Source organism: Desulfosalsimonas sp. (assembly GCF_046483245.1).
Lineage (GTDB): Bacteria > Desulfobacterota > Desulfobacteria > Desulfobacterales > Desulfosalsimonadaceae > Desulfosalsimonas.
The window spans coordinates 1-22,668 of record NZ_JAWODO010000019.1 but is presented as its reverse complement, the minus strand read 5'-3'; the positions used below and the strand labels follow the sequence as shown (position 1 = coordinate 22,668).

At 56.3% G+C, this 22,668-nt stretch carries 15 protein-coding genes and 1 pseudogene; 3 read left to right on the top strand and 13 right to left on the bottom strand.

The window, feature by feature from the left end:
• From R6U41_RS02285 to R6U41_RS02250, 8 genes are all read right to left on the bottom strand, one after another.
• On the bottom strand, positions 1–308 hold a 308-nt coding region (locus tag R6U41_RS02285), incomplete at its 3' end, for a glycogen/starch synthase (protein WP_410268213.1).
• Positions 309–338: 30 nt separating this feature from the next.
• The gene (gene glgP, locus R6U41_RS02280; protein WP_410268212.1) at positions 339–2,891 is read right to left on the bottom strand and encodes an alpha-glucan family phosphorylase; all 2,553 of its coding nucleotides are present in this window, start codon (positions 2,889–2,891) and stop codon (positions 339–341) included.
• A complete protein-coding gene (locus R6U41_RS02275) occupies positions 2,888–7,216 on the bottom strand; it encodes an amylo-alpha-1,6-glucosidase (RefSeq protein ID WP_410268211.1) in 4,329 nt (1,442 codons plus the stop codon). Before R6U41_RS02275 ends, glgP begins: the two co-directional genes overlap by 4 nt.
• Position 7,217: 1 nt before the next feature.
• The gene (locus R6U41_RS02270) at positions 7,218–9,776 is read right to left on the bottom strand and encodes an efflux RND transporter permease subunit (protein WP_410268210.1); all 2,559 of its coding nucleotides are present in this window, start codon (positions 9,774–9,776) and stop codon (positions 7,218–7,220) included.
• Between the two features lie 33 nt (positions 9,777–9,809).
• Positions 9,810–10,430 carry a phospholipid-binding protein MlaC gene (locus R6U41_RS02265; RefSeq protein ID WP_410268209.1) on the bottom strand — a complete coding sequence of 207 codons (621 nt, stop codon included), beginning with the start codon at positions 10,428–10,430 and terminating at the stop codon, positions 9,810–9,812.
• 5 nt (positions 10,431–10,435) lie between these two features.
• Positions 10,436–11,332: a VacJ family lipoprotein gene (locus R6U41_RS02260; RefSeq protein WP_410268208.1), complete on the bottom strand. Its 897-nt coding sequence runs from the start codon at positions 11,330–11,332 to the stop codon at positions 10,436–10,438.
• A gap of 7 nt (positions 11,333–11,339) precedes the next feature.
• Positions 11,340–12,713 carry an amidohydrolase gene (locus R6U41_RS02255; protein ID WP_410268207.1) on the bottom strand — a complete coding sequence of 458 codons (1,374 nt, stop codon included), beginning with the start codon at positions 12,711–12,713 and terminating at the stop codon, positions 11,340–11,342.
• Entirely contained in the window at positions 12,714–13,559 is an 846-nt protein-coding gene (locus tag R6U41_RS02250) for a purine-nucleoside phosphorylase (protein ID WP_410268206.1), read from the bottom strand.
• A 297-nt stretch (positions 13,560–13,856) separates the two neighbouring features.
• Between R6U41_RS02250 and R6U41_RS02245 the strand changes: the two genes are divergently transcribed.
• Positions 13,857–15,902 carry an RnfABCDGE type electron transport complex subunit B gene (locus tag R6U41_RS02245; protein ID WP_410268205.1) on the top strand — a complete coding sequence of 682 codons (2,046 nt, stop codon included), beginning with the start codon at positions 13,857–13,859 and terminating at the stop codon, positions 15,900–15,902.
• Between the two features lie 3 nt (positions 15,903–15,905).
• The gene (locus R6U41_RS02240; protein WP_410268204.1) at positions 15,906–16,379 is read left to right on the top strand and encodes a SoxR reducing system RseC family protein; all 474 of its coding nucleotides are present in this window, start codon (positions 15,906–15,908) and stop codon (positions 16,377–16,379) included.
• A gap of 29 nt (positions 16,380–16,408) precedes the next feature.
• Here the strand turns inward: R6U41_RS02240 and R6U41_RS02235 are convergent, their stop codons facing one another.
• From R6U41_RS02235 to R6U41_RS02215, 5 genes are all read right to left on the bottom strand, one after another.
• The gene (locus tag R6U41_RS02235) at positions 16,409–18,118 is read right to left on the bottom strand and encodes a DUF6909 family protein (RefSeq protein WP_410268203.1); all 1,710 of its coding nucleotides are present in this window, start codon (positions 18,116–18,118) and stop codon (positions 16,409–16,411) included.
• A gap of 16 nt (positions 18,119–18,134) precedes the next feature.
• Complete coding sequence (locus tag R6U41_RS02230; RefSeq protein ID WP_410268202.1) at positions 18,135–19,190, bottom strand: KamA family radical SAM protein; 1,056 nt, start codon at positions 19,188–19,190, stop codon at positions 18,135–18,137.
• The gene (gene amrS / locus R6U41_RS02225; RefSeq protein ID WP_410268201.1) at positions 19,191–20,207 is read right to left on the bottom strand and encodes an AmmeMemoRadiSam system radical SAM enzyme; all 1,017 of its coding nucleotides are present in this window, start codon (positions 20,205–20,207) and stop codon (positions 19,191–19,193) included.
• A 70-nt stretch (positions 20,208–20,277) separates the two neighbouring features.
• Positions 20,278–21,069: a class I SAM-dependent methyltransferase gene (locus tag R6U41_RS02220; protein WP_410268200.1), complete on the bottom strand. Its 792-nt coding sequence runs from the start codon at positions 21,067–21,069 to the stop codon at positions 20,278–20,280.
• Positions 21,070–21,129: 60 nt separating this feature from the next.
• Positions 21,130–21,531 (bottom strand): PilZ domain-containing protein, encoded by a 402-nt coding sequence (locus R6U41_RS02215; protein WP_410268199.1) that lies wholly within the window; start codon positions 21,529–21,531, stop codon positions 21,130–21,132.
• Between the two features lie 550 nt (positions 21,532–22,081).
• Between R6U41_RS02215 and R6U41_RS02210 the strand changes: the two are divergent.
• A pseudogene (locus R6U41_RS02210) lies at positions 22,082–22,668 on the top strand (hypothetical protein); the annotation flags it as partial.

Here is a 22,668-nt window from a genome sequence, read left to right as displayed (position 1 = left end):
TAAAAGGCCCGGTCCTCGGCCAGGTGCAGCCGGTCTTCGGGCAGGTATTTGCGGTAGGTGTCCAGCTCTTTTTGGTAAATATCCCAGAGCGGGCCGATGTGCTTGTGGAAAATGCCCCGGTAATCCGGAAGCGCCACATGCACGTCCGCACCCAGGGCAAACAGCTTGCTGATCAGGGCGGCTGACACATCGGCCAGCCCCCCGGCCTTGGCCGAGAGATAGTTGGCAATATTGCCCATGCCCTGGGGCAGGTAGGTCACCTCCGGGGTCACGATGAGCACACGTGGATTGGTTGTCTTTTCCGGCATCAAAATTTCCTGTCGGCGTCAAGCGCCGGATTACGCCCAGGTCAAAAAACCCGGCGCGTTTTTCAGATAGTCATCGCCCCTGGGCATCACCCGGGCCGTAAAACCGAACCGACCGGCTTCCTGGCAGACCACCTCGCAGGTATACCGGTAACTGCCGCCGCCCAGGTCTTCTGCCACGGACATGGGGGTCACCTGGCTGTTTTTAAGCTCATCAACGCTCTTCAAACTGCCGGAGTAAAGCTCCACTTCCACTTCCCCGGGCTTCAGTGCCCCGAGATGAACCTTTGTATCCACCTGAAACCGGTCCCCTACCCGGAAAGGCACTTCAATGTCGCTTTCCGGGGGCTCGATGCGGACCCCAGTCCATTCCCGCCGCAAGCGTCTTCTCCGGGCCACCAGTTTTCTGGCCGACTCTGCGTTGTTGTCTGTCAAAACCGCATGGTTTCTAACCGCAGGCAAATAATAATCCTTTTCATAATTGCGCACCATGCCGTGGGCACAGAAATTTCCCAGCACCAGCTTAATGGAGTTTTTCATCATCTCCACCCACCGGTCCGGGGTATCGCCTTCCCTGCGGTCATAAAAGGTGGGGATCACGTCATTTTCAAGGATATTGTACAGGGCCCGGCACTCCACTTGGTCCTGGTAGCCATGGTCCTCGTATTCCTCGCCGTTGCCGATGGACCAGCCGCAATCGGGGTGGTAGGCCTCGGCCCACCACCCGTCGAGAATGCTCAAGTTCAGCACCCCGTTGACCGCGGCTTTCATGCCCGAAGTCCCACACGCCTCCAGGGGCCGCCTGGGGGTGTTAAGCCACACATCCACTCCCTGGACCAGGTAGCGTGCCAGATTGATATCATAATTTTCCAGAAACACGATTTTGTTTCGCATGCCCGGCCGCCTGGAGAACTGCACCACCTGACGGATCAGGTCTTTGCCTTCATGGTCCTTGGGATGGGCCTTGCCGGCAAACACAAACTGCACAGGCCGGTTTTTGGAACCCACGAGCTTTTCAAACCGCTCGGGGTCCATAAACAGCATGTAAGCCCGTTTGTAGGTGGCAAACCGGCGGGCAAATCCAATGGTCAAAATCTCCGGATCCAGCACGGACTCCACTTCCTTCATAACAGCTTTGGGCGCATTGCGGCGGCCGTACTGCCGGACCATCATGGAACGGCATGCCCGCACCAGGCGGGACCGGCTCATCTCGCGCGCCCGCCAGATCTCCTCGTTGTAGATTTGATCAATGCGCTCTGCCCGGTCTGTATCAAAATTGGTGGCATACCAGTCCGGGCCCAGGTAGCGCTCAAAGAGCATGTGATTTTCAATGGAAATCCATGAGGGGACGTGAATTCCGTTGGTCACATGGGAAATGGGCACCTCCTCCACAGGCCGCTGGGGCCAGACATGGTTCCACATACCCCGGGCTACCTCTCCATGCAGTCGGCTGACACCGTTGCAGAACTGGGAAAAATTGTGCCCCAGCACAAACATGGACAGTTTGACATGGGGATCGAACTTCTCCCCGGTCTGCCCCCAGGACAGAATCGTGTCCACATCCGTGCCCAGCCGCTTTTCATATTCCTGCAGATAGGGCCGCACCAGGTCCGGGGGAAATTCATCATATCCTGCGGCCACGGGCGTATGGGTTGTAAAGACCATGCTTCTGGGCACGATTTCCATTGCGGTCTGCAGATCCACATTTCTGGATTCCATGACCTGGGCAATGCGCTCAACACATACAAATGAGCAATGCCCCTCGTTCATGTGGCATACCGCCGGCTCAATGCCCAGCTTCTTTAACGCCTTCATGCCTCCGATGCCCAGCAGCACTTCCTGGGCCAGACGCACCGCGGAATCGCCCGGATACAAACTGGCCGTGATTTCGCGCAGTTCAGGCGGATTTTCCGCAATATTGGTGTCCAGCAGATACAACGGAACCCGGCCCACCATGATCTTCCAGACCTTGACGTAAATCAGCCCGCCGGATGCCTCCACGGAAATTGTCAGTTCATTGCCTTGCGGGTCCCGGGCCCGGCGCACGGGCATGTGAAATATATCGGTTTCCGGATACAGTTCCTGCTGCCAGCCTTCATGGTCCAGGTACTGGTGAAAATATCCCTTGCGGTACAAAAGCCCCACGGCCACCATGGGTAGTGCAAGATCCGAGGAAGCCTTCAGATGATCGCCGGCCAGCACCCCCAGGCCTCCGGAAAAAAACGGCAGGCTTTCATGAATGCCAAACTCCATGGAAAAATACGCCACCTGAGCATCCGCGCCGTAAGGGCTCTGGGAATAATCCACCGGGGTTTCAATCTCTTTTTCAAAGGCCTGCTGGACCCGGTCCAGGTGAGCCAGGAACCCCTCATCCCTGAGGCCCCGCTCAAAGCGCTGCTGGGCAATCATGGTAGCAAAGATCAGGGGATTGCGGTTGGACTGGACCCAGAGCCGGGGATCCACCCGCCTGAAAAGCTCTATGGCATCCAGGCGCCAGGACCACCACATGTTGCGGGCCAGTTTTTCCAGAAATTCTAGTCGCCCGGGAATCTTTGGGAATACCTGGTAAGTTTGCAAACGGGTCATGTCTTCCTCTGTTGTTTTCCGGATTTCTTCCCGGCTGCTGTCTCCAGCTGTTTCAGCACCCGGTAAAGCTCACTTGCCCCCCACGCCTGAGCATCGCATCCGCGCTGGAAATGCGGATGATCTCCGTCGACGATTTCAGGCACATGGCCCAGACACCCGCTGTTGATCAGACAAGTGCTGCTGCCAAGCCAGTTTTGCGCCGTGGCAATGCTGTTTTCTCCATACACCGTTGCCCAGGCTTCACAAAAAGAGGGAAACACCCAGGTCCATGCGGTACCATTGTGGTAAGCCGGCTTTCGGCTCGTATCCTCATCTCCCTGGTACCGTCCCTGATAAGGATGATAGGGATCTGCCAGCAGGTGATTGTGATGCCGGATTTCCACCGGATGGGTTACCGGCTGATCCGCCAGGCTGCGGATGGCCCCGGGCACCAGCAACCGGCTGCAGGCACCCAGCACTGACCGGCCAATTTCCGGATCCGTCACGGCGCCCAGGGTGAGTGCAAACAGCTGATTGGGCCGCAGCGCATCGTCGGCCGCGGCCTGATCCGGCCGGGTGCCGGCATCGCAATGAAGGCAGTCTGACAAATAACCCCTATTCTCATTAAAATAACAACGCAGAACAAATTTGGCCACCCGTTGGATGCAATCTTTTAAATCAATATCGATTCCGTAATGTTGCGGCGGTGTCAGCCCGGATACAAACACCAGAACGGCATACCACAGGGCCTGGATTTCCACCGGATAACCCTGGCGGGGGGTGGCTGCCGGATAATTGGTATCCATCCAGGTAAAATGGGCCGGGCTGAAGACCAGACCGCTTTGCCGGTCCATGCGGATGCCGTTGGGTGTGCCGCAAATATAGCCGGAAACAATGGAAAACAAAATCTGCCGGAGGCTCCGGCCTTCAAACGGTTCATCCAGAAAATCAATGGAACTGAGGTCTTCGGCCAGGTCCCGGCAGGCCACGGCAAACCACAGGGGCGCATCGGAAGTATCCCGGTTGCCCGCATCATGGCCGTGGATCATATTGGGCAGGGTGCCGTCCTTTTCGTACTGGCCGAACATACGCAAAATATCTGCGGCTTTTTCATGCTCGCCTGCGGCGATCAGGGCCCGGCAGAAAATCAGCGAATCCCGGCCCCAGTCCAGAAACCAAGGGTAGCCGGCAATCACGGAGGCATAGCCCTGACGGGCCACCACATAATGTTTTAGGGCCCGCTTCATGGCCGCGGCCACGGGCAGGGGGGCGGGACTGGCTGCGCTCAGATCCGGCCGCCCCGGGAAGTTGTCCCGGGGCGCCTCCTCGGCAGTGTCCATGGAAGCTTCCAACATCATGGACTGACCGCCGGCCAGCCGACATGTGAAATAACCCGGGCTGAACAGATCCGAGTTAGGATCCAAGCCCCTTTCAGCCTCCACCGGGCGATATTCCATGTACTGCCACTCCGGTTCCCGCACAAACGCGGCCCCGGTCATATTCACAGAAAGTTTGCGGTCCGGATCGGGCTGAAAATAAAACGCGTTTTCACGGGCTTCCACGGCATCGGGCCATGCATGCTCCGGGCCGGTAAACGCCTTGGTGACATCATGGAAACTGCGGTTTTCAATGTCCGGCCGCAAAATCATCCGGACCAGGCGGTCATCTTCGAGCTGATCGGCCGAGTCCCGGGGATGTCTGAAAAAATAAAGCCGCACCCGGTTTTCACCGGCGACCATCTCCATTTGCACGAAAAAGCGGATATGGCGCCCGAGCCCGGTGGGAATCCGGTACTGCCAGCATGCCCGGCCGTCATAATCATGGACAAACCGGCGAAGGCAATCCGTTCGCACGGCCTGGGCATAATCCTGATAAACCAGCCAGATCCGGCACCGGGAAAGCATGATCCAGCGGTCCACGGGCGCGGCCGGATCCGGGTTGGCCGCAAGCAGTGCATCATAGCGCGAGCGCACGCGCCGGGCATAGGTGGCAGCCCGCATCATGGCCCCCCTGCCGTTTGTGGCCAGAAACAGAAACGGCTGCTCCATGAGCCGGGTGCGGAAAATTTCCCGCACCACTCCCACATTCTCCAGGGGTGCGAGATACAGCAGATTTCCGGTTGCCCGAATACTTTCATGGCCGGAATAAAGGGTGAGACAAAGCTCTGCCCTCTGGTGATCGGCATTCGCGGGCCCGGGGCAAATCAGGGCAAAATAACTGCCGTCTGCCGCACACAGGGCGTATTGAACGGATACCACCTGATTGTTGCGGCGCAGCTGCAGACGAAAATTTGAAGATGCCCGCACCAGCAAAAAGTGACCGGGCGGAACCATCACCTCTCGTTTTGCATCTTCTGGCCACTGCCAGACAATGGCCCGGGATTCCCGGCTTTCCGGGTTCATCTGCCGTAAAAAAACCTCTGGATCATCACTGAGCTGCCTGGCGGCCGCATCCGGGTCAAAACCGTTTAAGTCGCAGGTGCCATGGTAAAAGACAAATACGTCCAGGGCCGCGGCCCGCAGTTGTTGATGGACAACAGAGGCGGAAACCCGATTGCCTGCCTGCTCAAAATCCCGGATCCGGTCCAGCTCCCCGGGCGCATTGCTCAAACACACCACCTGCCCGGGCCCCAGAAGCATCTGCCGGCAGTTGTCCTGTTTTTCCCCCCGGAGGCGGGCTTCGCTGATCAGATCCAGAAAAGCGCCGTCTGCCAGGGGCTCGACCACATCCTCCCATCGGGCCAGCACCGCGTTGCCCGCATCCAGGTTGGCCACCACCAGCAGCCGGTTTTCGCCATGGCGGTCATGGCGGAGCAAGGCCGCGAAATTGCCATCCCGTGCCATGACAAAACGTTGTCCGGCCCCGGCGGCAAAAGCCGGGTGGATTTTGAGAAGCGCGTTTAAGCGCCGGATATGATTCACCTGATTTTCTTCCGCCCCCCAGTTTAACGGCGGGGACCCGTGCACGTCGATTTTCTCCGTTGCAAACCATTCCACGCCGTTGGCAAAGGCAAATCCGCCCCCCACCGACATCAGGGCCGCAATAGCGGTGCGCATGCGGGCAAAGCCTTTGGAGACCGATGCCAGACGGTTGTTGTCATGGGTTTCGGCAAAATGAATCATCTGGCCGTCGGTGGCGGCAATGTCTTTCACCAGGGCCATGTGCCGCACTACATGGTCTCTGTCATAGTTCTGGAAAAGCTCGGAATAGGCCCAGTTGAAATTGGCCGTATCCAGGATTTCCCGGGTCACGGAAATCTTTCCCCCGAGACCTTCCAGGAAAAACAGGGTGTCTGGAAACTGCTCACGCACCCGGGCCACGATATAGCGCCAGGCCGCCACCGGAATCATGTAGCCGGCATCACAGCGAAACCCGTCCGCTCCCCGGCGGCACCATGTCAGAAAAACCTCTGCCATGTACTGCCACAGATCCTGATGGCTGTAATCCAGCTTGGTCAAATCCTCCCAGACCACGCCCCAGGCCCCGGGCATCTGGATTTTGCCGTCATTTTCCCTGTGCAGCCACTCAGGATGGGTTTCATGCAGGCTCGCCCCCCAGCCGGTATGATTGATGGCAATATCGAGCAAAATCCGGCCGCGCCGGGCATGGATGGCATCGACCAGCTCCATGAACTGCTCCAGGGGTGTGGCTGCAGGGTCAAATTCCGCCATGGCCGAATCCACGGTTGTAAAGCTCTGGGCCGCATACGGACTGCCAAACCGGCCCATGCGGCCATAGGTGGTGGGCGTGGGATGTACGGGCAAAAGCTGTATATACGGGCATCCAAGACGACCGATGATAAAATCCAGCTCACGGATCAGATCCCGGAATTTTCCTGATGGGGGTATCACCGTGTATCCCCGGCGATCCAGGGTTTTGAAATCCGCATCCCCGGACGGCAGCTGCCGCTGGTGCTTGTTGGGCCCGAACTGGCGGACAAAAGCATTGTAAATGATATTGCCGCAAACCGTTTCCGCCGGCTCCACGTTAATGATGGTGTTGGGACCAGACGGCCATACGGGCGACTCCTTCCCCTCGGGCAGAAAAAACGCCTTGGCCTCGAAATGGCCCACTTCGGTCAGGGCAAGGCAGAGCTCAAAGAAGCCGTCTCCGGCCGGGACCATGGGGATATCCGACCAATCATGGTACAAAATGGGCTCGTTTCGGTCAACCTGACAGATCACCTCCTGTCTGGCCAAAGCCGCCCGGCCCAGGTTGGTGCGCAGCCAGGCGGTGCCCGGGCCTTGTCCGGGGGCATGCAGATAAAAGGCAATGGCATCGCCCCGGAAGGCCAGCTGCTTTTTGCCCGGGGCCGGGCTCTGGGACAAATCCTGGGAAACTGTCATCTCAGCCCGCCCGGTCCGGATTTGCGCTTTGTACCCGGCCGGCCGGGCCAAAGGGCCGGAGCCATATGATCAGCTGCGGCAGCAGGGTCAGTGCGGCCACCAGGGCGATGAACATGGCCAACCCGGTAAACACCCCGAAGATAATCGTGGGGATGAAATTCGAGGTGGCCAGAATCGAAAACCCGATGATGATGATAATGGTGGTGTAATACATGGCATATCCGATGCTTCCGTGACAGCGCTGCATGGCCTGCAGATAATCGCCGTCTTTTTGAAATTCCCGCTGAAAACGGTGAATGTAATGGATGGTGTCATCCACGGCAATACCCACGCTGATTGAGGCGATGGTGATGGTCATGATATCCAGGGGGATATTGGCCCAGCCCAGGGTCCCGAGCACCACCCCTGTGGCCAGCAGATTGGGAAAAATAGCGATCAATGCGATGGTAAACGATTGAAACAAAACCAGAAACATGATCATCAGGGCCAGTATCACCAGCCCCAGGGTCATGATCTGGGAGCCGAACAGGCTTTGCAGAACATCATTATACAACACCAGCATGCCGGTGAGTTTCACACTATCCTTGGCGAACCCCAGTTTCTCCTCCACATCGTGCGCGATTTTTTCCAGAAGCGCGTTTCGCCGCAGTTGGGGATCCGAGTCGATCACCCGAAGGCTGATCCGGGCTTGGTCATGTTCCACCGAGGCATACGGGGCCACGAGCATCTGCCGGTATTGTTCGGGAAATTCATTGAACAAAAGGGCCGCGTCAAATGTATCCAACGGGCCGCCGGTCAACCGCTCGGCCACCTTTGTCAGGGTGGCAAGCGACAGCACCTTTCCGGTGTGATCCAGTCCATCCAGGTAATCGTGAAGCGTTTCAATCCGGTCGAGCCGGTGAGGGGTAAACCAGTACTTGCCTGAATCCGCAGGATCATCAAATTCATCGAATTCACCAAATTCGGAAAATTCATCAAACCCGTCTGACCCGCCGCCGGCGTCATTTGCCGGTTCCGGTTCGTCCTGCGTGCTGCTGCCGCTGAAATCAACAATCACATCCAGGGGGGTGGTGCCGCCCAGTTTCCGGTCAATGATGGTCATGCCCTGGTGGATTTCCGTGCTGGACTTGAAATAATCAATAAAGGCATTTTCCACCCGCAGCCGGCCAATACCGGCCGCGCTGAGCAGCAGGGCCACCAGGCTCAAAACAAAAATCATCCGGCCGTGGTGACGGGTAAAGCCCGCAAGCCACCGGGTCAGGGCAATGCGCGAACGGCCGCCGCTGGGCGGCGGGGCTTTGTTAAACAGCACCAGTGCGGCCGGAAAAAATATGAATGTAACAGCCAGGGAAACCACGATACCCGCAGACATCATCCAGCCAAAGGTCTGCACGGGCTTGATGCCGGCAAACAACAGGGACCCGAATCCCGCAATGGTGGTCAGCCCCGCGTATATGCACGGGGTCTTCATGGCCTTGACCGTCTCTGCGGTCAGCCGGGCGTGGCTTTTATGCGGAGCGGCAAGGATCAGTTCCCGGTAGCGGACCACCAGGTGAATGGAAATGGCCATGGTAATAATCAGCTGCAGGGCAATAAAGTTCGACGATACCACCGTGACCTTCCATCCGAACAATCCCATCAGCCCCATGGTGGCAACAGCCGAAAGCCCGCAGCTGATCAGGGGCAGCACAACCCATCGCACCCGGCGGAAAATCAGCCACAGCACAATTGTCATGCACAGCAGCACCCCGCCGCCGTAGACCCTGAGGTCCTTTTGGATAAAGCGCATCAGGTCGTTTGCCACCATGCTCACGCCCCCGAGAAACAGGTCCGCGTCATTTTCATAGTTTTCCATGATCGTTCGGATGGCAGCGATATCCCGGCTGCGCTGGGCCTCGATACGGTTCCAGTGCTCATCGATAAGCGACTGGAGCCGCTGCATTTCCTTTTTTTCCGCCGGGCTCAGCTCCCCCTGCCCGGCCTTGACCCGAAGCTGCTGGCGCTGCTGCCAGACCTTGTCATAGGTGGGATCGCTTTTGAAATTGATCTGCAGGGCCGTGGTTTCAAGATCGGAACTCACCAGCAGGTCCTGATACAGGGGGCTGGTCTGCAGTTCCTTTCTGGCAAGGGAAAGATCCACATCCGAAGACGACAGGGTGCGGACATTTTTCACCAGTTCCTGAAGCGGCATAGGGGGACTTTCCAGAAGCGGCACATCCAGGATGGTGACCACCGAGGAAATACGCTCCATGGCGGCAATTTCATCGCGCAATTCGCCGATCCGGGAAAGAACCTGCTCTGACAGCAGATCCCCGGACTTTGGAGTGTAGGCAATGACGAGAAAATCATCATATCCGAATCGCTCGATGATCTCCTGGTAGTAAAGGTAATCCGCATTGTCCTGCTGAACCAGGGTATCGGCGGATGCCTCGATTTTCAGCTCCACTGCATACCGGGCCAGCACGGCCACGGCCATTAAAATGCAGACAAGCACCAGGACCGGGCGGGCAAGCACCACACGGTCAAAAAACCGGTCGATAAGGGGCGGATCTTTTTTCATAAATATGCGTCACAACGCTTTCTGCGGCCGGTTTTAACCGTTTTCACCGGGTGGCTGGATTTCTTTGACAGCCTCGAGCAGATCCTCCGCCGTGCCGTCGGCCAGAATCTGGTCAAACTGGGACCGGTAGCTCCGGATAATGCTCACCCCGTTGATTTCCACGTCATAGACTTTCCAGGTGTCACGGGCGGAATAAAACTTGTACACCATGTCTACGGTTTCATCCCCGGCCCGGACCTCCACGGGCACGTGCACCTTGTTGTTCTGCTCTTTTACGGACCGGTACTCAAAGGTCGCATCCGCATCCCCGGAATACATGGAGATCTTGTCAAAATAGGAATCCTTGAGCCGGGTGACAAAACGACGGGTGAAAGTCTCCTGTTCATCTGCCGAAAGCCCTGTCCAGTGTCTGCGGCCCAGACTCAGCCGGGCCATGAGTTCGTAGTCAAACACCGGATCCACGATATCCTCGATCCGGCTGACTTTGTCATCTTCGCTGAGATCTACACTGTCCAGAACGTCTATGATCTCGCTGATTTTTTCTTTCAGAAGACTTTGGGCGCTGTCGGCCTCCATCCGGCCATGGGCGGCAAACAGGGTCAGACAGAAGATCAGCACCAGGACCCATCCGGTAATGCGTGCAGATTTTTTCATGTTGTCTACTCCTGGATTTTCTTTTTTCGGTTTTGTTCATAAGCATTGCGCAGAAAAATATACCAGTCAACGGCATCCTTTTTCAAGCTCTCGTATTCGCCCAGGTGAAGGGATGTATAGTTGATCCGGTCATAGGCGGAAATGGCAATGGATGCTTCGGAGGGATCCACATAAGCCACGGGATTTAAAAACCGGTCGGGGATCTTTGACACCGCATCGCGCAGATTCGAAGGACCCATCACTGGCAGTACCAGGTGGAATCCTGACTTCACCCCGTAAAACCCCAAAGTCTGGCCGAAGTCTTCGGGATAAGCCTCCATGTCCATCCACCACCGGGCGGGATCGGCAAACCCGGCCACCCCCACGGTGGTATTAACCACGAACCGGGCTGTTTCCACCCCGGCCCGCCGGATTTTGAGCTGAAGCAGGTTGTTGACAAATCTGAGGGGATAGCCCAGGTTCTTGAAAAACCGGCCAACGGATCTGCGGGCCACAGCCGGGGTCACCTTTGCATATCCGGTGGCCGCGGGTTTGAGCGCCCAGAAATAAAGCTTGTCGTTTACCCCGGTCATCCACCGGTTATAACCGGAAAGCGGGTCAGCCACGGGTTTTGAACCTGTTTCGCCGTCAAATTCATCAAACTCGTCAAATTCATCAAAGCCGTCGGCAGAGCCATTGACCGACTCCTGGCCGGCCTGATCCTGATCCGCCAAGATAGCCTGGTCTGCGGCATCCGCAAAACCGGTGCTCGCGGATACGGCCGCAGCCTCCGAAGATTGCAAGGACGGCTGCCCGGCCCATGCGGGCCAAGCCGCTGCAAAAACAAGCAGGCCCGCCAGCAGTGCAATTCCAATGGGTCCTTTTCCGGATTGTTTCCCGGACATTCCATGATTCTGATCCATTGCCGATCTACTCCTTTCCTGCTTTTGCGGCCGTGTTCCGGCTTTTGGCCGTCCAGTCATGAAGGCCCCGGATTTCAACGGCAATCTGCTGCATCTGGTCCATCACCGCTTCGGCGTCAAAGGAAACCAGCCGGCCGTCATCCACAACCGGCACCCCGTTGATCACAACGTGCTGCACGTCAGCGCCGCCTGCGGCATACACAAGGTGTGAACAAATATTGTACATGGGCGTCAGATGTGGCTTATTGGTATCAATGACAATAATATCGGCTTTTTTGCCCGGCTCCACAGAACCCGTGACCTTGTCGAGTCCCAGGGCCCGGGCCGCGTCAATGGTGGCCATGCGCAAAACAGTACCGGCATCCATGACAGTTGGATCCAGCTGGTTGACCTTGTGTATCTTGGCTGCCGCATCCATTTCCATGAACATGTCCAGGTTGTTGTTGCTGGTGGGCCCGTCTGTTCCCAGTGCAACACAGAGACCGGCATCCTGCATGGCCGGCACCGGCGCAATGCCGGAGGCCAGCTTCATATTGCTTTCCGGGTTGTGCGAAACCTTGACATCATGAGATCGGAGCAGATCGATATCGGCCTTGGTCACGGCCACGCAGTGGCAGGCCAGAAACCGCGGGGACAGCACCCCGATATCGGCCAGGTGCGCCACCGGACTTTTGCCATGGGTTTTGCGGATCTGGTCCACCTCCCCGGCGGTTTCGGCGACGTGCACGATCATGGGAATTTCGTATTCTTCTGAAATTGCTGCGGCCCGCCGGAGCAGCTCCGGCGCGCAAAGATACGGGGAATGGGGTTCCACGGCAATGGTGATCAACGGATCATTGCGCCACCTGTCAATGAGTTCCAGGGTATAATCAAACCCCTTATCAATGGGCCCGTAATTGGGAGAATCAAAATCATAGAGCACCTCCCCCGTAACCGCCCGCATGCCCGCCCGGGCAGCGGCTTCAGCCACAGCGTCTTCAAACAGGTACATATCCGCAAAGCAGGTGGTTCCAGAAAGCATCATCTCCGCGCACGCCAGCATGGCGCCGGTATAGACCCGCTCATGGCTGAGCCGGGCTTCTGCGGGAAAAATATATTCATTGAGCCAGGTCGTCAGGTTCATGTCATCGGCCAAGCCCCGGAAACAGGTCATGGCCGCATGGGTATGCGTGTTGATCAGCCCGGGCATGATAATGCCGCCGTTGGCGTCAATAACCCGGGCCGCGCCCCTGATGTCGGTTTTTTCCGCCGGCCCCACGGATACGATGCTGTCTCCGGACACTGCCACGGCGCCGTTTTGAATCACGGTGCCGCGGTCATCCATGGTCAGCACCGTACCGTTGAAAATCAGCAGATCCGGGCTGTCCGGAAAATCCGCCATTTAAACCTCCTTGACAATACCGGATAGCAATTCACCCAGAACAGGGGCGGATTTCTGCGCTGTTTGGATAATCGCCTCCAGGGTAGCGGGTTCCGGATGATCCGGATCAGCAATGTTGGTGATCATGGAAAACCCGCATATACGCATCCGAGCATGAGCTGCGGCAATGACTTCCATGACGGTGGACAGCCCCACGGCATCCGCGCCTATCTGACGCAAAAACCTTAGTTCGGCCGGAGTTTCCAGAGACGGGCCCTTTAAGCCCGCATACACCCCCTTATGCAGATGGATTCCGGATTTTTGCGCGGCCTGCATGGCGCGATCCATCAGCCCGGCATCATAGACCGCCGACATGTCCGGAAAACGGATTCCCCAGTCTTCATTGTTGGGCCCCACCAGGGGGTTTTCGCCGGTGAGGTTGATGTGATCGGAAATGGCCATGATATCGCCTGCGGAAAAATCCGTGCAAAGACCACCTGCGGCATTGGTAACGATCAGATTTTCCACCCCCAGGGCCTGCATGAGCCGCACGGGGAAACAAACCCTTGGGGCGCTGTAACCTTCATACAGGTGAAACCGGCCCTGCATGACAAAAACCCGCCGGCCGTGAATCTGTCCGAAAATCAGCCGGCCGGCATGGCCCCGGACCGTGGATGCGGGAAAGTGCGGAATCCGATCATACGGAATTTGAGCTGCCGGCTCCATGTCCACCATACTTTCTGAAAGCCCGGTTCCGGTGATAATCCCGATGCCGGCTTTGGCTGCACCGATGCCGTCTTTCACATAAGCGGCCGCCTCCCTAACCTGCTGCCAGTAAAAATCCTTGTTTTGCTGGTGTGCCTGCAACTTAATGCCTCCTGATCCGTGTGCCTGGGATGCAAAAAATGAAAAGCGCCAAAACGGCGCGCATCTTCGGTAAAACCGTATTCTTATATGGTAAGGCCGCATCCGTCAAGCCAACAATTGCCGCACTCTGCCTCAGACTAGTTGACAGCCGGGGCGGAATATGAAAAATAATATATTTCAGATTGAATCTGCCGGCCGAATAATGTTATAGGAGCGGCTTAGTGCAGCTAAAAAATTTTCGGCCGGAAACACAACCCAATGTGCCTCAACACCACATGATACGAATCGGAGCATGCAATGTTTGATGCAATACTGATGATGGGCGGACTCGGTCTGGTAACCGGTGTTGCCCTGGCCTTGGCTTCCAAGATTTTTTACGTTTATGTGGACCCCCTTGTACTGAAAGTCGACGACCTGCTGCCGGGGGCCAATTGCGGCGGCTGCGGATATCCCGGCTGCGGCCCGAATGCCGAGGCCATTGTTGCCGGCCAATCACCGCCGGATTCCTGCGTGGCCGGCGGCGCAGACCTGGCCGAGGCCATTGCTGCGGTTCTGGGCATGACCATCGAGGCCAAGGAACCCGACATCGCTCTGCCCGGCTGCACCTACGGCCCTTCTGAGGCCGCTATCAAGTACGATTACCAGGGATTGAGCAACTGCCAGGCCGCAGCCCTGCTATACGGCGGAATGAAAGTATGCCGCATCGGCTGCCTGGGCCTGGGTTCCTGCATGCATGCCTGTCCGTTTGACGCCATCACCATGAGCGACCGCGGTCTTCCGGTGGTGGATGAAGAAAAGTGCACCGGCTGCGGGACCTGCGAACGGGTTTGTCCCAAGCACATCATCAAGCTTTCCTCCGTGACCCGCCGAATTCTCCGGGAATACACCACGGACGACTGCACCACCCCGTGTCAGCGAATGTGTCCGGCCGGAATCAATATCAGCGGCTATATAGAGTGTGTCTCCCGGGGAGATTATTCCGGGGCCGTGCAGATCATCAAGGAACGAAACCCGTTTCCCACGGTTATCGGCCGCATCTGCCCGCGTCCGTGCGAGGACGCATGCCGCCGAAACCTTATTGACGAACCCGTGGCCATCAATTATCTGAAACGCTATGCTGCGGATGTGGAAATGGAGCAGCAGCAGCACTCCCAGCCCTATTGCGCGCCCGGCACCGGACGGCAAATCGCGGTTATCGGCGGCGGGGTGGAGGGCCTTTCCGCGGCGTTTTTCACCGCACGCCTGGGCCACAGCCCCACGGTTTTTGAGGCATCTGATAACCTGGGTGGGCTTTTGCGTACCGCCATTGCCGGCTACCGCCTGCCGCGCACCGTGCTGGACTGGGATATCCAGGGGGTCGCCGAACTGGGTGTTTCCTTTAAAACCGGCATGACCATGGGCCGGGACTTCACTCTTGCCTCTTTGCTCAAACAGGATTATGAGGCCGTGCTGCTGGCTTCCGGCGGATGGGACAGCCGCCTGGAACGCGGTACATCGACCCGGGCCGAGGAGCCGATACCCGGGGTATTTCTGTTAATCGAACTGCTGCGCTCCGGGCTCGACAACAAGTACCAAATCCCGGTCACCGGTGATGTGGTCATTGCCGGCGGTGCGCCCCTGGCGGAAAAAGCCGTTCACACCTGCAAGCACCTGGGAGCGGAAAACATCACCCTGGTATTCAATGAATCCCGGGAAAAAATGGATCTCTCAGATGAACAAATCCAAAATCTGGAAAAAGCCGGGGCCGGGATTGTTTTCAACGCCGCCATCACCCGGCTCACAGGCCGGGAAAACCGCCTGGAATCCATTGAATACACAGATACCCGCTCCGGGGACACCTTTGTGATACCCGCCGGGACAATGGTCATTGACGCCGGCCGTTTGCCGGAGATGGTTTTCCGAAAAGCCCCGCAGCCGGAGCAGGATGAATCCGCGCCTGCACCGGATCCAAACGCACCAGTACAATGGGAAGGCATCCAGCCCTACAAGAACCCGATCTACAGCGAGGAAAAAGGCCTGCTGTCGAAAAATGACCCCATTACCGACTACAGCGCGGCCATCCGGGCCATTGCCGGCGGCCGGCGGGCTGCGTCCTCTGTGCACAAAATCATGTACAACATGGACCTGGGGCTGGCCGAAAAGGTGGTTTCCGCGGACTCAATACTGCAGACCGTCACACACATCGAAGATGCGAAAAAATCCGCCCGGCATATTATGCCCACCTGCGACCCCTCGGAAGTTCCGGGAAAATACCCGGAAGTGGAACTGGGATACTCGGAAACAGACGCCCGGGCCGAAGCAGACCGATGCCTGCGCTGCGGGATTATCTGCTACAAGGATTAAAAAATGGCCAGGGAAACAGGAGTGGTCACTCAAATAAAAGGCGCAAACGCCCTTGTCAAAACCCAGCGGGCCGCAGCCTGCGACGGGTGTTCGGAAAAAAGCACCTGTCACAGCTTCGGCGGAAGCCGGGAAATGGAAATCGAGGCCCTAAATCCGGTAAAAGCCTCGTTGGGCGATACAGTGACCATAGAATTTGGCACCGGCGGGATGCTCAAGCTTTCTTTGCTGCTTTATATCTTTCCCATTGCCGCCCTGCTGGCCGGGGCGATCATTGGCAATCAGGCTGCTTCCACCTTTGGGGTGGATGCCTCGATATTTTCGGCAATAGTGGGATTTACCGCATTGTTTGCATCCCTGGCAGTGCTGTTGAAACTGGAAAAAAAAGCCAGGCGATCCGACCGCTACAAGCCCAGCATCATCGCGGTAAAACGCAAAGCCGAACAGCAGGCCGCGGCCAAATGCGAACACTGCACGTAAACCGTCGTTTTGGAAAACTGCCGCGCTTTTTACCTGCCCATGATTTTTTCTAAAATCAGGCGTGTGACCAAATAGGTGGGCTTGATGCCCTCTTCTCCCATGCTGCCCGAAGCCAGGGTCTGCCCGCTTTTCAATGGATTGTCAGAGGCATAATAGGCATACATCACCTTGAGATCCGAAGACACATGCCCCCGGATAAAGGCCGCGTTAATGGCCCGCTGGAAATGTCCCCCCTCCATTTCCAAACCCACGGCCTTCCATGACGAATCCTGGAATTTTTTAAGCACGTAGCGGTTCTGCAGGGAAGTGCCCAGCACGGTAATGATGGGGCCGGTATAAATTTGCACGGAATCATCATCAAAATCCGCCTCGGTCAGATCATTGCAGATCATGTAATTATGCGGGGTGCCTTCAAGCACATGGGCGGTGGCCAGCATAATATCGCCCTTTTGGCCGGGCAGAATGCCGGCCTTGCCGATCACGGAAACCGACTTGGCATTGAGGGCGCACTGCTCTCCGCTTTGTTCCCAGGGATAAAGCAGTTCATCAAGGATTTCAAAGGCCTGTTCGCCGAACGCATAATCCATCACCAGGATCACGGGTTGTTGTTTTTCGATATAATCGGCATCCAGGGCAATGGCCGGATGTCTGGGCAACCGGGCCATTGCGGGTGCGTCAATGATCCTGCAGTCGATCTGGGAACCACTGTCATCGGGCAGCATGTGGCATCCGTGTTTTTTGGCAAACGCTTCCACCTGCGCTGTTTGATCCCGAACGATGCGGATAAAGTCGTATAAATCCGGATCATCGGCAACCCGCTCTTTTTGGCCCACAGCGGCATACCCATATAGCAGATTGACCACACTGTGCTGATTGGCGCTGATAATATGCAGGGGGCGTTTTTCCAGGCCGATATCACAAAGGGATTTTTTGATATTGGCCGCCCAGTTGCGGGCATGGGTCCGGTTTAATATCTGGGCGCTCAATGAAGGCGGAAAATGGACGGTCACGGCATTGTCCAAACTCTGCACTTCCTCGTCCACGCACTTTCCCATGCTGTGGACAATCTGAAACAGGCCGCTGTTGGAATTGGACTGGCTGCGACTTTTCTCAAGGTTTGCGTAAGTGTCCTTGGTTTCATCAAAGGTCCGGCCCAAAAGCAGGCTCAGGTTCCACAATGCCTGATCCAAATCTCTTCCGCAAATATCATCAATGCAGTCCGCATGCTTTTCCAGTTCCCGCCACTCGGTGGTGATATTGCCATAGTCATCGCGCATCTTGCTCTGCACCTTTTTGGCCTCCACATGCAGAAACGTAATATGGGTCATGATGTCGTAAATCTCGCTTTGTCCCCGGGTGATAACAAAACTCATCTCCGTTGGGCTGATGCGAAATGAAATCCGCCGCCGTTTCAGGGGCTGAATTCTTTCAAAACTGGCATCCGCTGCATCCTGACGCCCTGTCATCACAATGCGGTGGCAGGCCTCAATGCCCCTTGGCAGCCGGTCAATGACATATTCCAGCCCTTTTAACTCAATGGTTCGAGAATCGCTGATGGAGCCGTAAATCTCCGGGCTCAGGGTTCGCAGGGCACTTTCCAGGGTGCTTCCGGTGCGGCCGCCCATCCGGTAATAGCCCCGCAGCAGGGCCGCATCTGCGATGGTCTTGAAGGTTCGTATGGCCAGCCGCGATTTATCGGCCAGGGAATAATCCATGTAAGTGTTGCTCTCCAGGGTCATGCTTTCTCCGGGATGGTTAAAGGGGATAGGTGTAAATTTTTTTTTCAAAATTATACACGATCAACTCTTTTTCCGAGCGATTGATCACATGCTCGGGCAAAAGCGGCACCTTTCCCCCACCGCCGGGCAGATCGATCATGTATTGAGGTATGCCCATGCCGCCGATGCGCCCGCGCAGGGCCTCGATAACGGCAAATCCGGTTTCCGCAGACACCCGGAAATGGGCCGTGCCCCGGATGGGGTCCGGATGGTGCAGATAATAGGGGCGCACCCGGGCGGTGAGCAGTTTGCGCATCAGGTCGGTCATGACCGCGGGTGAATCATTGACACCGGCCAGCAGCACGGTCTGCGATCCCAGGGGAATGCCGGCATCGGCCAGCAGCGCGCATGCGCTCCGGGCGGCCGGGGTGAGTTCATCGGGATGGTTGAACTGGATATTGACAAAAAGGGGATGAAACCGGGCCAGCCCCCGGGCGAAATCCGGGGTGATGCGCCGGGGAAGCATCCCGGGCATGCGGGTATGAATCCGGAGGCATTCCACGTGGCTGATACCGCGGATGCGCGCCAGGATGGAAAAAAGCCGGTCATCTTCGAGCATCAGCGGATCGCCGCCCGAAAGGATCACTTCCTTTACCCCGGGTGTGCGGGCGATATAGTCCACCCCCGCCTCTATGGTCTCCGGGCTGACCGGATCCCGGCCGCCAACCTCGCGCTTTCGCATGCAATGCCGGCAGTATACGGCGCATTGGCCCGAAACCAGAAACAATACCCGATCCGGATACCGGTGGACAATGCCCGGCACCGGGGACTGCTTTTGCTCACACAGCGGGTCGGCATCTGCCAGTGATGTTTCTTCCAGTTCGGCCGGATCCGGCACCAGCTGCCGGAAAACCGCCCGGCTTCCGCCGGCGATAAGCCCGAGCGCATAGGCATTGATGCGGGCGGGGTATTGATCCATCACCCGGCTGACAAGATGTTCATTGACATTGAGATGCGCTGCCAGGTCCCGGGCCTTACAAAGGCTTTGGGAAATCATCTCCTGCCAGGACAAACCGGGGGATGCAAGCGTCATTCAGCTAAGCCCCACCCCGTGGATCCGAGCTCCGCAGTCCGGACATTGATTGTTTTCCACCCAGTTTTCCACCACTGCAAAACCTCTTCTGGAAATTGCGACAGCATTGCATTTCGGACAAAAAGTATTCTCAAAGGCCTCTCCAGGAACATTTCCGGTATAGACATATTTCAGGCCCGCATCCATGCCGATCTGCCTTGCTTTTCGAAGGGTTTCCACGGGTGTGGACGGGCGGTCGGTCAACCGATACGTGGGATGAAACCGGCTGATGTGCCAAGGGGTCTGGGTCCCCAGCTCGTCTGCGATAAACCCGGCCAGATCCTTTAACTCCGCATCTGAGTCATTTAACCCCGGAATCAGCAAAGTGGTGATCTCCAAAAACACACCGTTTTCCCGAAGTTTTTTAAGGGTTGTGAGTACATGTTGAAGCCTGGCCGAACAATATTTTTTGTAAAACTCCTCTGTAAAAGCCTTTAAATCCACATTGGCTGCATCCAGGTACGGACTGATCATATCCACGGCCTCGGGGGTCATGTAGCCGTTAGTGACAAACACGCTGGCAATGTTTTTTTCCCGTGCCTGCCGGGCCACTTCCAGGGCGAGTTCAAAAAAAACCGTGGGTTCCGTATAGGTATAAGCAATGGAGAGACTTCCCGTAAGCTCGGCCTCTTCGACAATTTGTTGGGGGCTTAAGGCCTTGCCCATGATCCGGCCCTGGTAATCGGTGGCCATATGTGCGATATCGGCGTTCTGACAGAATTTACACCGGAAATTGCAGCCCACTGTGCCAATGGAGTAAGCCAGGCTGCCGGGATAAAAATGAAACAGGGGCTTTTTTTCTATCGGGTCCACGTGTCTGGCAATAATCCGGTCATAAACCAGGGTGACAAGGGTTCCCTCCTGATTTTCCCGGACATTGCAGATGCCCCTGGCCCCGTCCTTGATGGTGCACCGGTGGTGACACAAATTGCAGACCACCTTGCTGTCGCCTGCGTGGTCATATAACAGCGCTTCCATAATTTATCTTCCTCCTGAAACTTACATAGAATGGCTTCCTTATAAATTCTGGTAGCGCGGTTTGTAAATGTCAATTTTGAATTTTTTGATTGCCGTAGTCCCTGGACCAGCCGGCTACCTGTTCATTGGATGCGGCGATCTGATTGACCTTGCATCTCAATGTCAGGGGAGAGACCTGGAACTTGGGAACCGGATCAGCCGCAATGCCGGCAAAACCGCCGAACGGGCTGTATTGAAGAATCCGATAGGATTCCAGGCGATTCAGTACGGCTGATACGGCCACCGGAAACTGCAAAACCGTGCGCCAGTCCACCGGGACCTGCCCCAGCATGCTGTAAAACATCCGGCGGATCTCATAGATACTGAAAAACCGGGCCCGGGAATAAACCGAGTTCCTGAACAACCGTGCCATTCGGCAACATAGCGCGTAACCGGAATACCGGTTTAAAATACCCACAAACACGCGGTCCCTGGCCACCCGGCAGGCTTCTTCCAGGGCACGCTCCGGATCATCGCAAAACTCCAGGGTCAGAAACAAAATTGCATAATGAAAAGAATTGTCGGCAAACGGCAGGTCTTCGGCATATCCCTGGTACAAATCCACCGGATTTCCGAGGCGCTGAGCAGCATAGTCGAGCATGGCAGGCGAGGGGTCAATGCCGGTGAGTTCAATGCCCTTGTTTAAAAACGGCTCCAAGCTGGCGCCGGTTCCGCAGCCGATATCCAGCAGGCGACGGACCGGCACAGGACTCAACATTTCCATCATCACACGGGTTTCAAGTTCCAGGACCCTGCGATTTTTTTCCATTGCCAGCCATTTTTCGTAACGGGCTGCATCCTGATGGTCAAACACATAGCTCATGGGGCTCTTTTATGGAAAAATCGACAAAATCGCAAGACCATTTCACCCTCCGGGCCGCAGCTACATCATGGCATTGAACCGAATACCCACCCCATCGGCGCTGGTGCGGGCGATTTCCCCGGTAAACTTGACATTTCGGTTGCTGTTGGGGTGGGCAAACGACATGGTTACCTGCTGGCCCCGACCAAGCCGCTTGAGGTCTGATTCCAGGATTTCCACAAAAGCGCCGCCCTGGCTGACATTTTTCATGTTTCCGGCAAAAATCTTGCCGCCTGCGGAAAACTGTACGGATTCGGCATGAGGCTGCCGCAGGAATCTGCGCCTGGCGGAATTTTTCCGCGACTTTAATTCCGCAGCCAAATCCCGCTGATTTTCCGGGGGCAGGCTCAATACCAGCATCACCAGTTCGGCTGCCAGAGGAGACAGCCGGTAATCCTTCTTCAGTTTTTCAAACTCACCCATGGCCCTGCCCTTTCTCATATCATTAAACGCTTTTGCTCTTTTCCGCCTGCTTTTATTATTGTTATTATTTTACCCGATTGCAAGCGGCAAATCCAATATTTTTCCGGCAATGCCCGAAAATAAACAAACAGACTTCAAGATCAGTTCAGCAAGCCCTTCGCTCGGGGTCAGTTTTTTTCGCTCCAGCGTTTTAGGGTTGTCAATTCCTCCCTCAGGGATGTTCGGGCCCTTTTAGACATGCTGTCAGGGTTTCTGAACCCAGTCTTTATGCTTTCCAAAAGCGCTGGTCCATGATGGCGGGCCGGGGATGGATTGCGAGTCGCATTTGAGCGCGCAAGCGGTCAGCAGGGAGCAATCCGTCACCGGCCCGCCATCATGCGAAAAACCTTTTCCCCATCTTGCCTCAAGCAGTCCCCCGGGGCCCACCCGGCCGGAAAAAAACTTGATTCCCGCAGCGATCCGTGTGAATTTTCCAAAATCAGAAAAAAACAAAAACAACACCTCCCAAAGCCGGGTTACGGCTTTTAAAAAGAAAGGATAAAACAGCCCCATGACAAACCTGGAGTCAAAAATAACGCCGAAGCATTATCACCTGCGCCTGCAACCGGATCCTGAGCGCCTGGATTTTTCAGCCATAGTAACCCTTCAGGCCGTGGCCGAACAATCTGTTGATGTTATTGAACTCGACGCCCTTGACCTGGCTGTCTGGTCCTGCCGGGTCCGCACAGATGAAAAGTGGAGCACATGCCGGTTTTGTGTTGACCCCGCCCTGGAAAAAATCCGCCTCGACCTGCCGGAAAAAACCTTTGGTGAAATCGAAATCCAGATTGATTATTACGGCCGGATCAACTCGCAGATGGCGGGATTTTACCACAGCACCTACCGGCATTCCAACGGCAGCGAAAAAATCGCGGTCACCCAGTTCCAGGAGTCAGACGCCCGCCGGGCCATTGCCTGCATGGACCATCCCCTTTACAAGGCGGATTTCACCATTGAAATGATTGTTGACAGGGACATGACAGCCATTTCCAACATGCCGGCTGCCTCTGAAACCCAGGAGCCCGACGGCCAAAAACGGGTAACCTTTGATACCACGCCGGTGATGTCCACCTACCTTGTGTTTTTCGGTATGGGCCG

Excerpts from the sequence above, each read along its gene's own strand:
- R6U41_RS02215 (WP_410268199.1), bottom strand. The coding sequence starts at position 21,531 with ATGGGTGAGTTTGAAAAACTGAAGAAGGATTACCGGCTGTCTCCTCTG.
- R6U41_RS02265 (WP_410268209.1), bottom strand. The coding sequence starts at position 10,430 with ATGAAAAAATCTGCACGCATTACCGGATGGGTCCTGGTGCTGATCTTC.
- amrS (WP_410268201.1), bottom strand. The coding sequence starts at position 20,207 with ATGGAAGCGCTGTTATATGACCACGCAGGCGACAGCAAGGTGGTCTGC.
- R6U41_RS02255 (WP_410268207.1), bottom strand. The coding sequence starts at position 12,713 with ATGGCGGATTTTCCGGACAGCCCGGATCTGCTGATTTTCAACGGTACG.
- R6U41_RS02235 (WP_410268203.1), bottom strand. The coding sequence starts at position 18,118 with ATGACCCTGGAGAGCAACACTTACATGGATTATTCCCTGGCCGATAAA.
- R6U41_RS02220 (WP_410268200.1), bottom strand. The coding sequence starts at position 21,069 with ATGAGCTATGTGTTTGACCATCAGGATGCAGCCCGTTACGAAAAATGG.
- R6U41_RS02270 (WP_410268210.1), bottom strand. The coding sequence starts at position 9,776 with ATGAAAAAAGATCCGCCCCTTATCGACCGGTTTTTTGACCGTGTGGTG.
- R6U41_RS02260 (WP_410268208.1), bottom strand. The coding sequence starts at position 11,332 with ATGGATCAGAATCATGGAATGTCCGGGAAACAATCCGGAAAAGGACCC.
- glgP (WP_410268212.1), bottom strand. The coding sequence starts at position 2,891 with ATGACCCGTTTGCAAACTTACCAGGTATTCCCAAAGATTCCCGGGCGA.
- R6U41_RS02240 (WP_410268204.1), top strand. The coding sequence starts at position 15,906 with ATGGCCAGGGAAACAGGAGTGGTCACTCAAATAAAAGGCGCAAACGCC.
- R6U41_RS02230 (WP_410268202.1), bottom strand. The coding sequence starts at position 19,190 with ATGACGCTTGCATCCCCCGGTTTGTCCTGGCAGGAGATGATTTCCCAA.
- R6U41_RS02245 (WP_410268205.1), top strand. The coding sequence starts at position 13,857 with ATGTTTGATGCAATACTGATGATGGGCGGACTCGGTCTGGTAACCGGT.
- R6U41_RS02275 (WP_410268211.1), bottom strand. The coding sequence starts at position 7,216 with ATGACAGTTTCCCAGGATTTGTCCCAGAGCCCGGCCCCGGGCAAAAAG.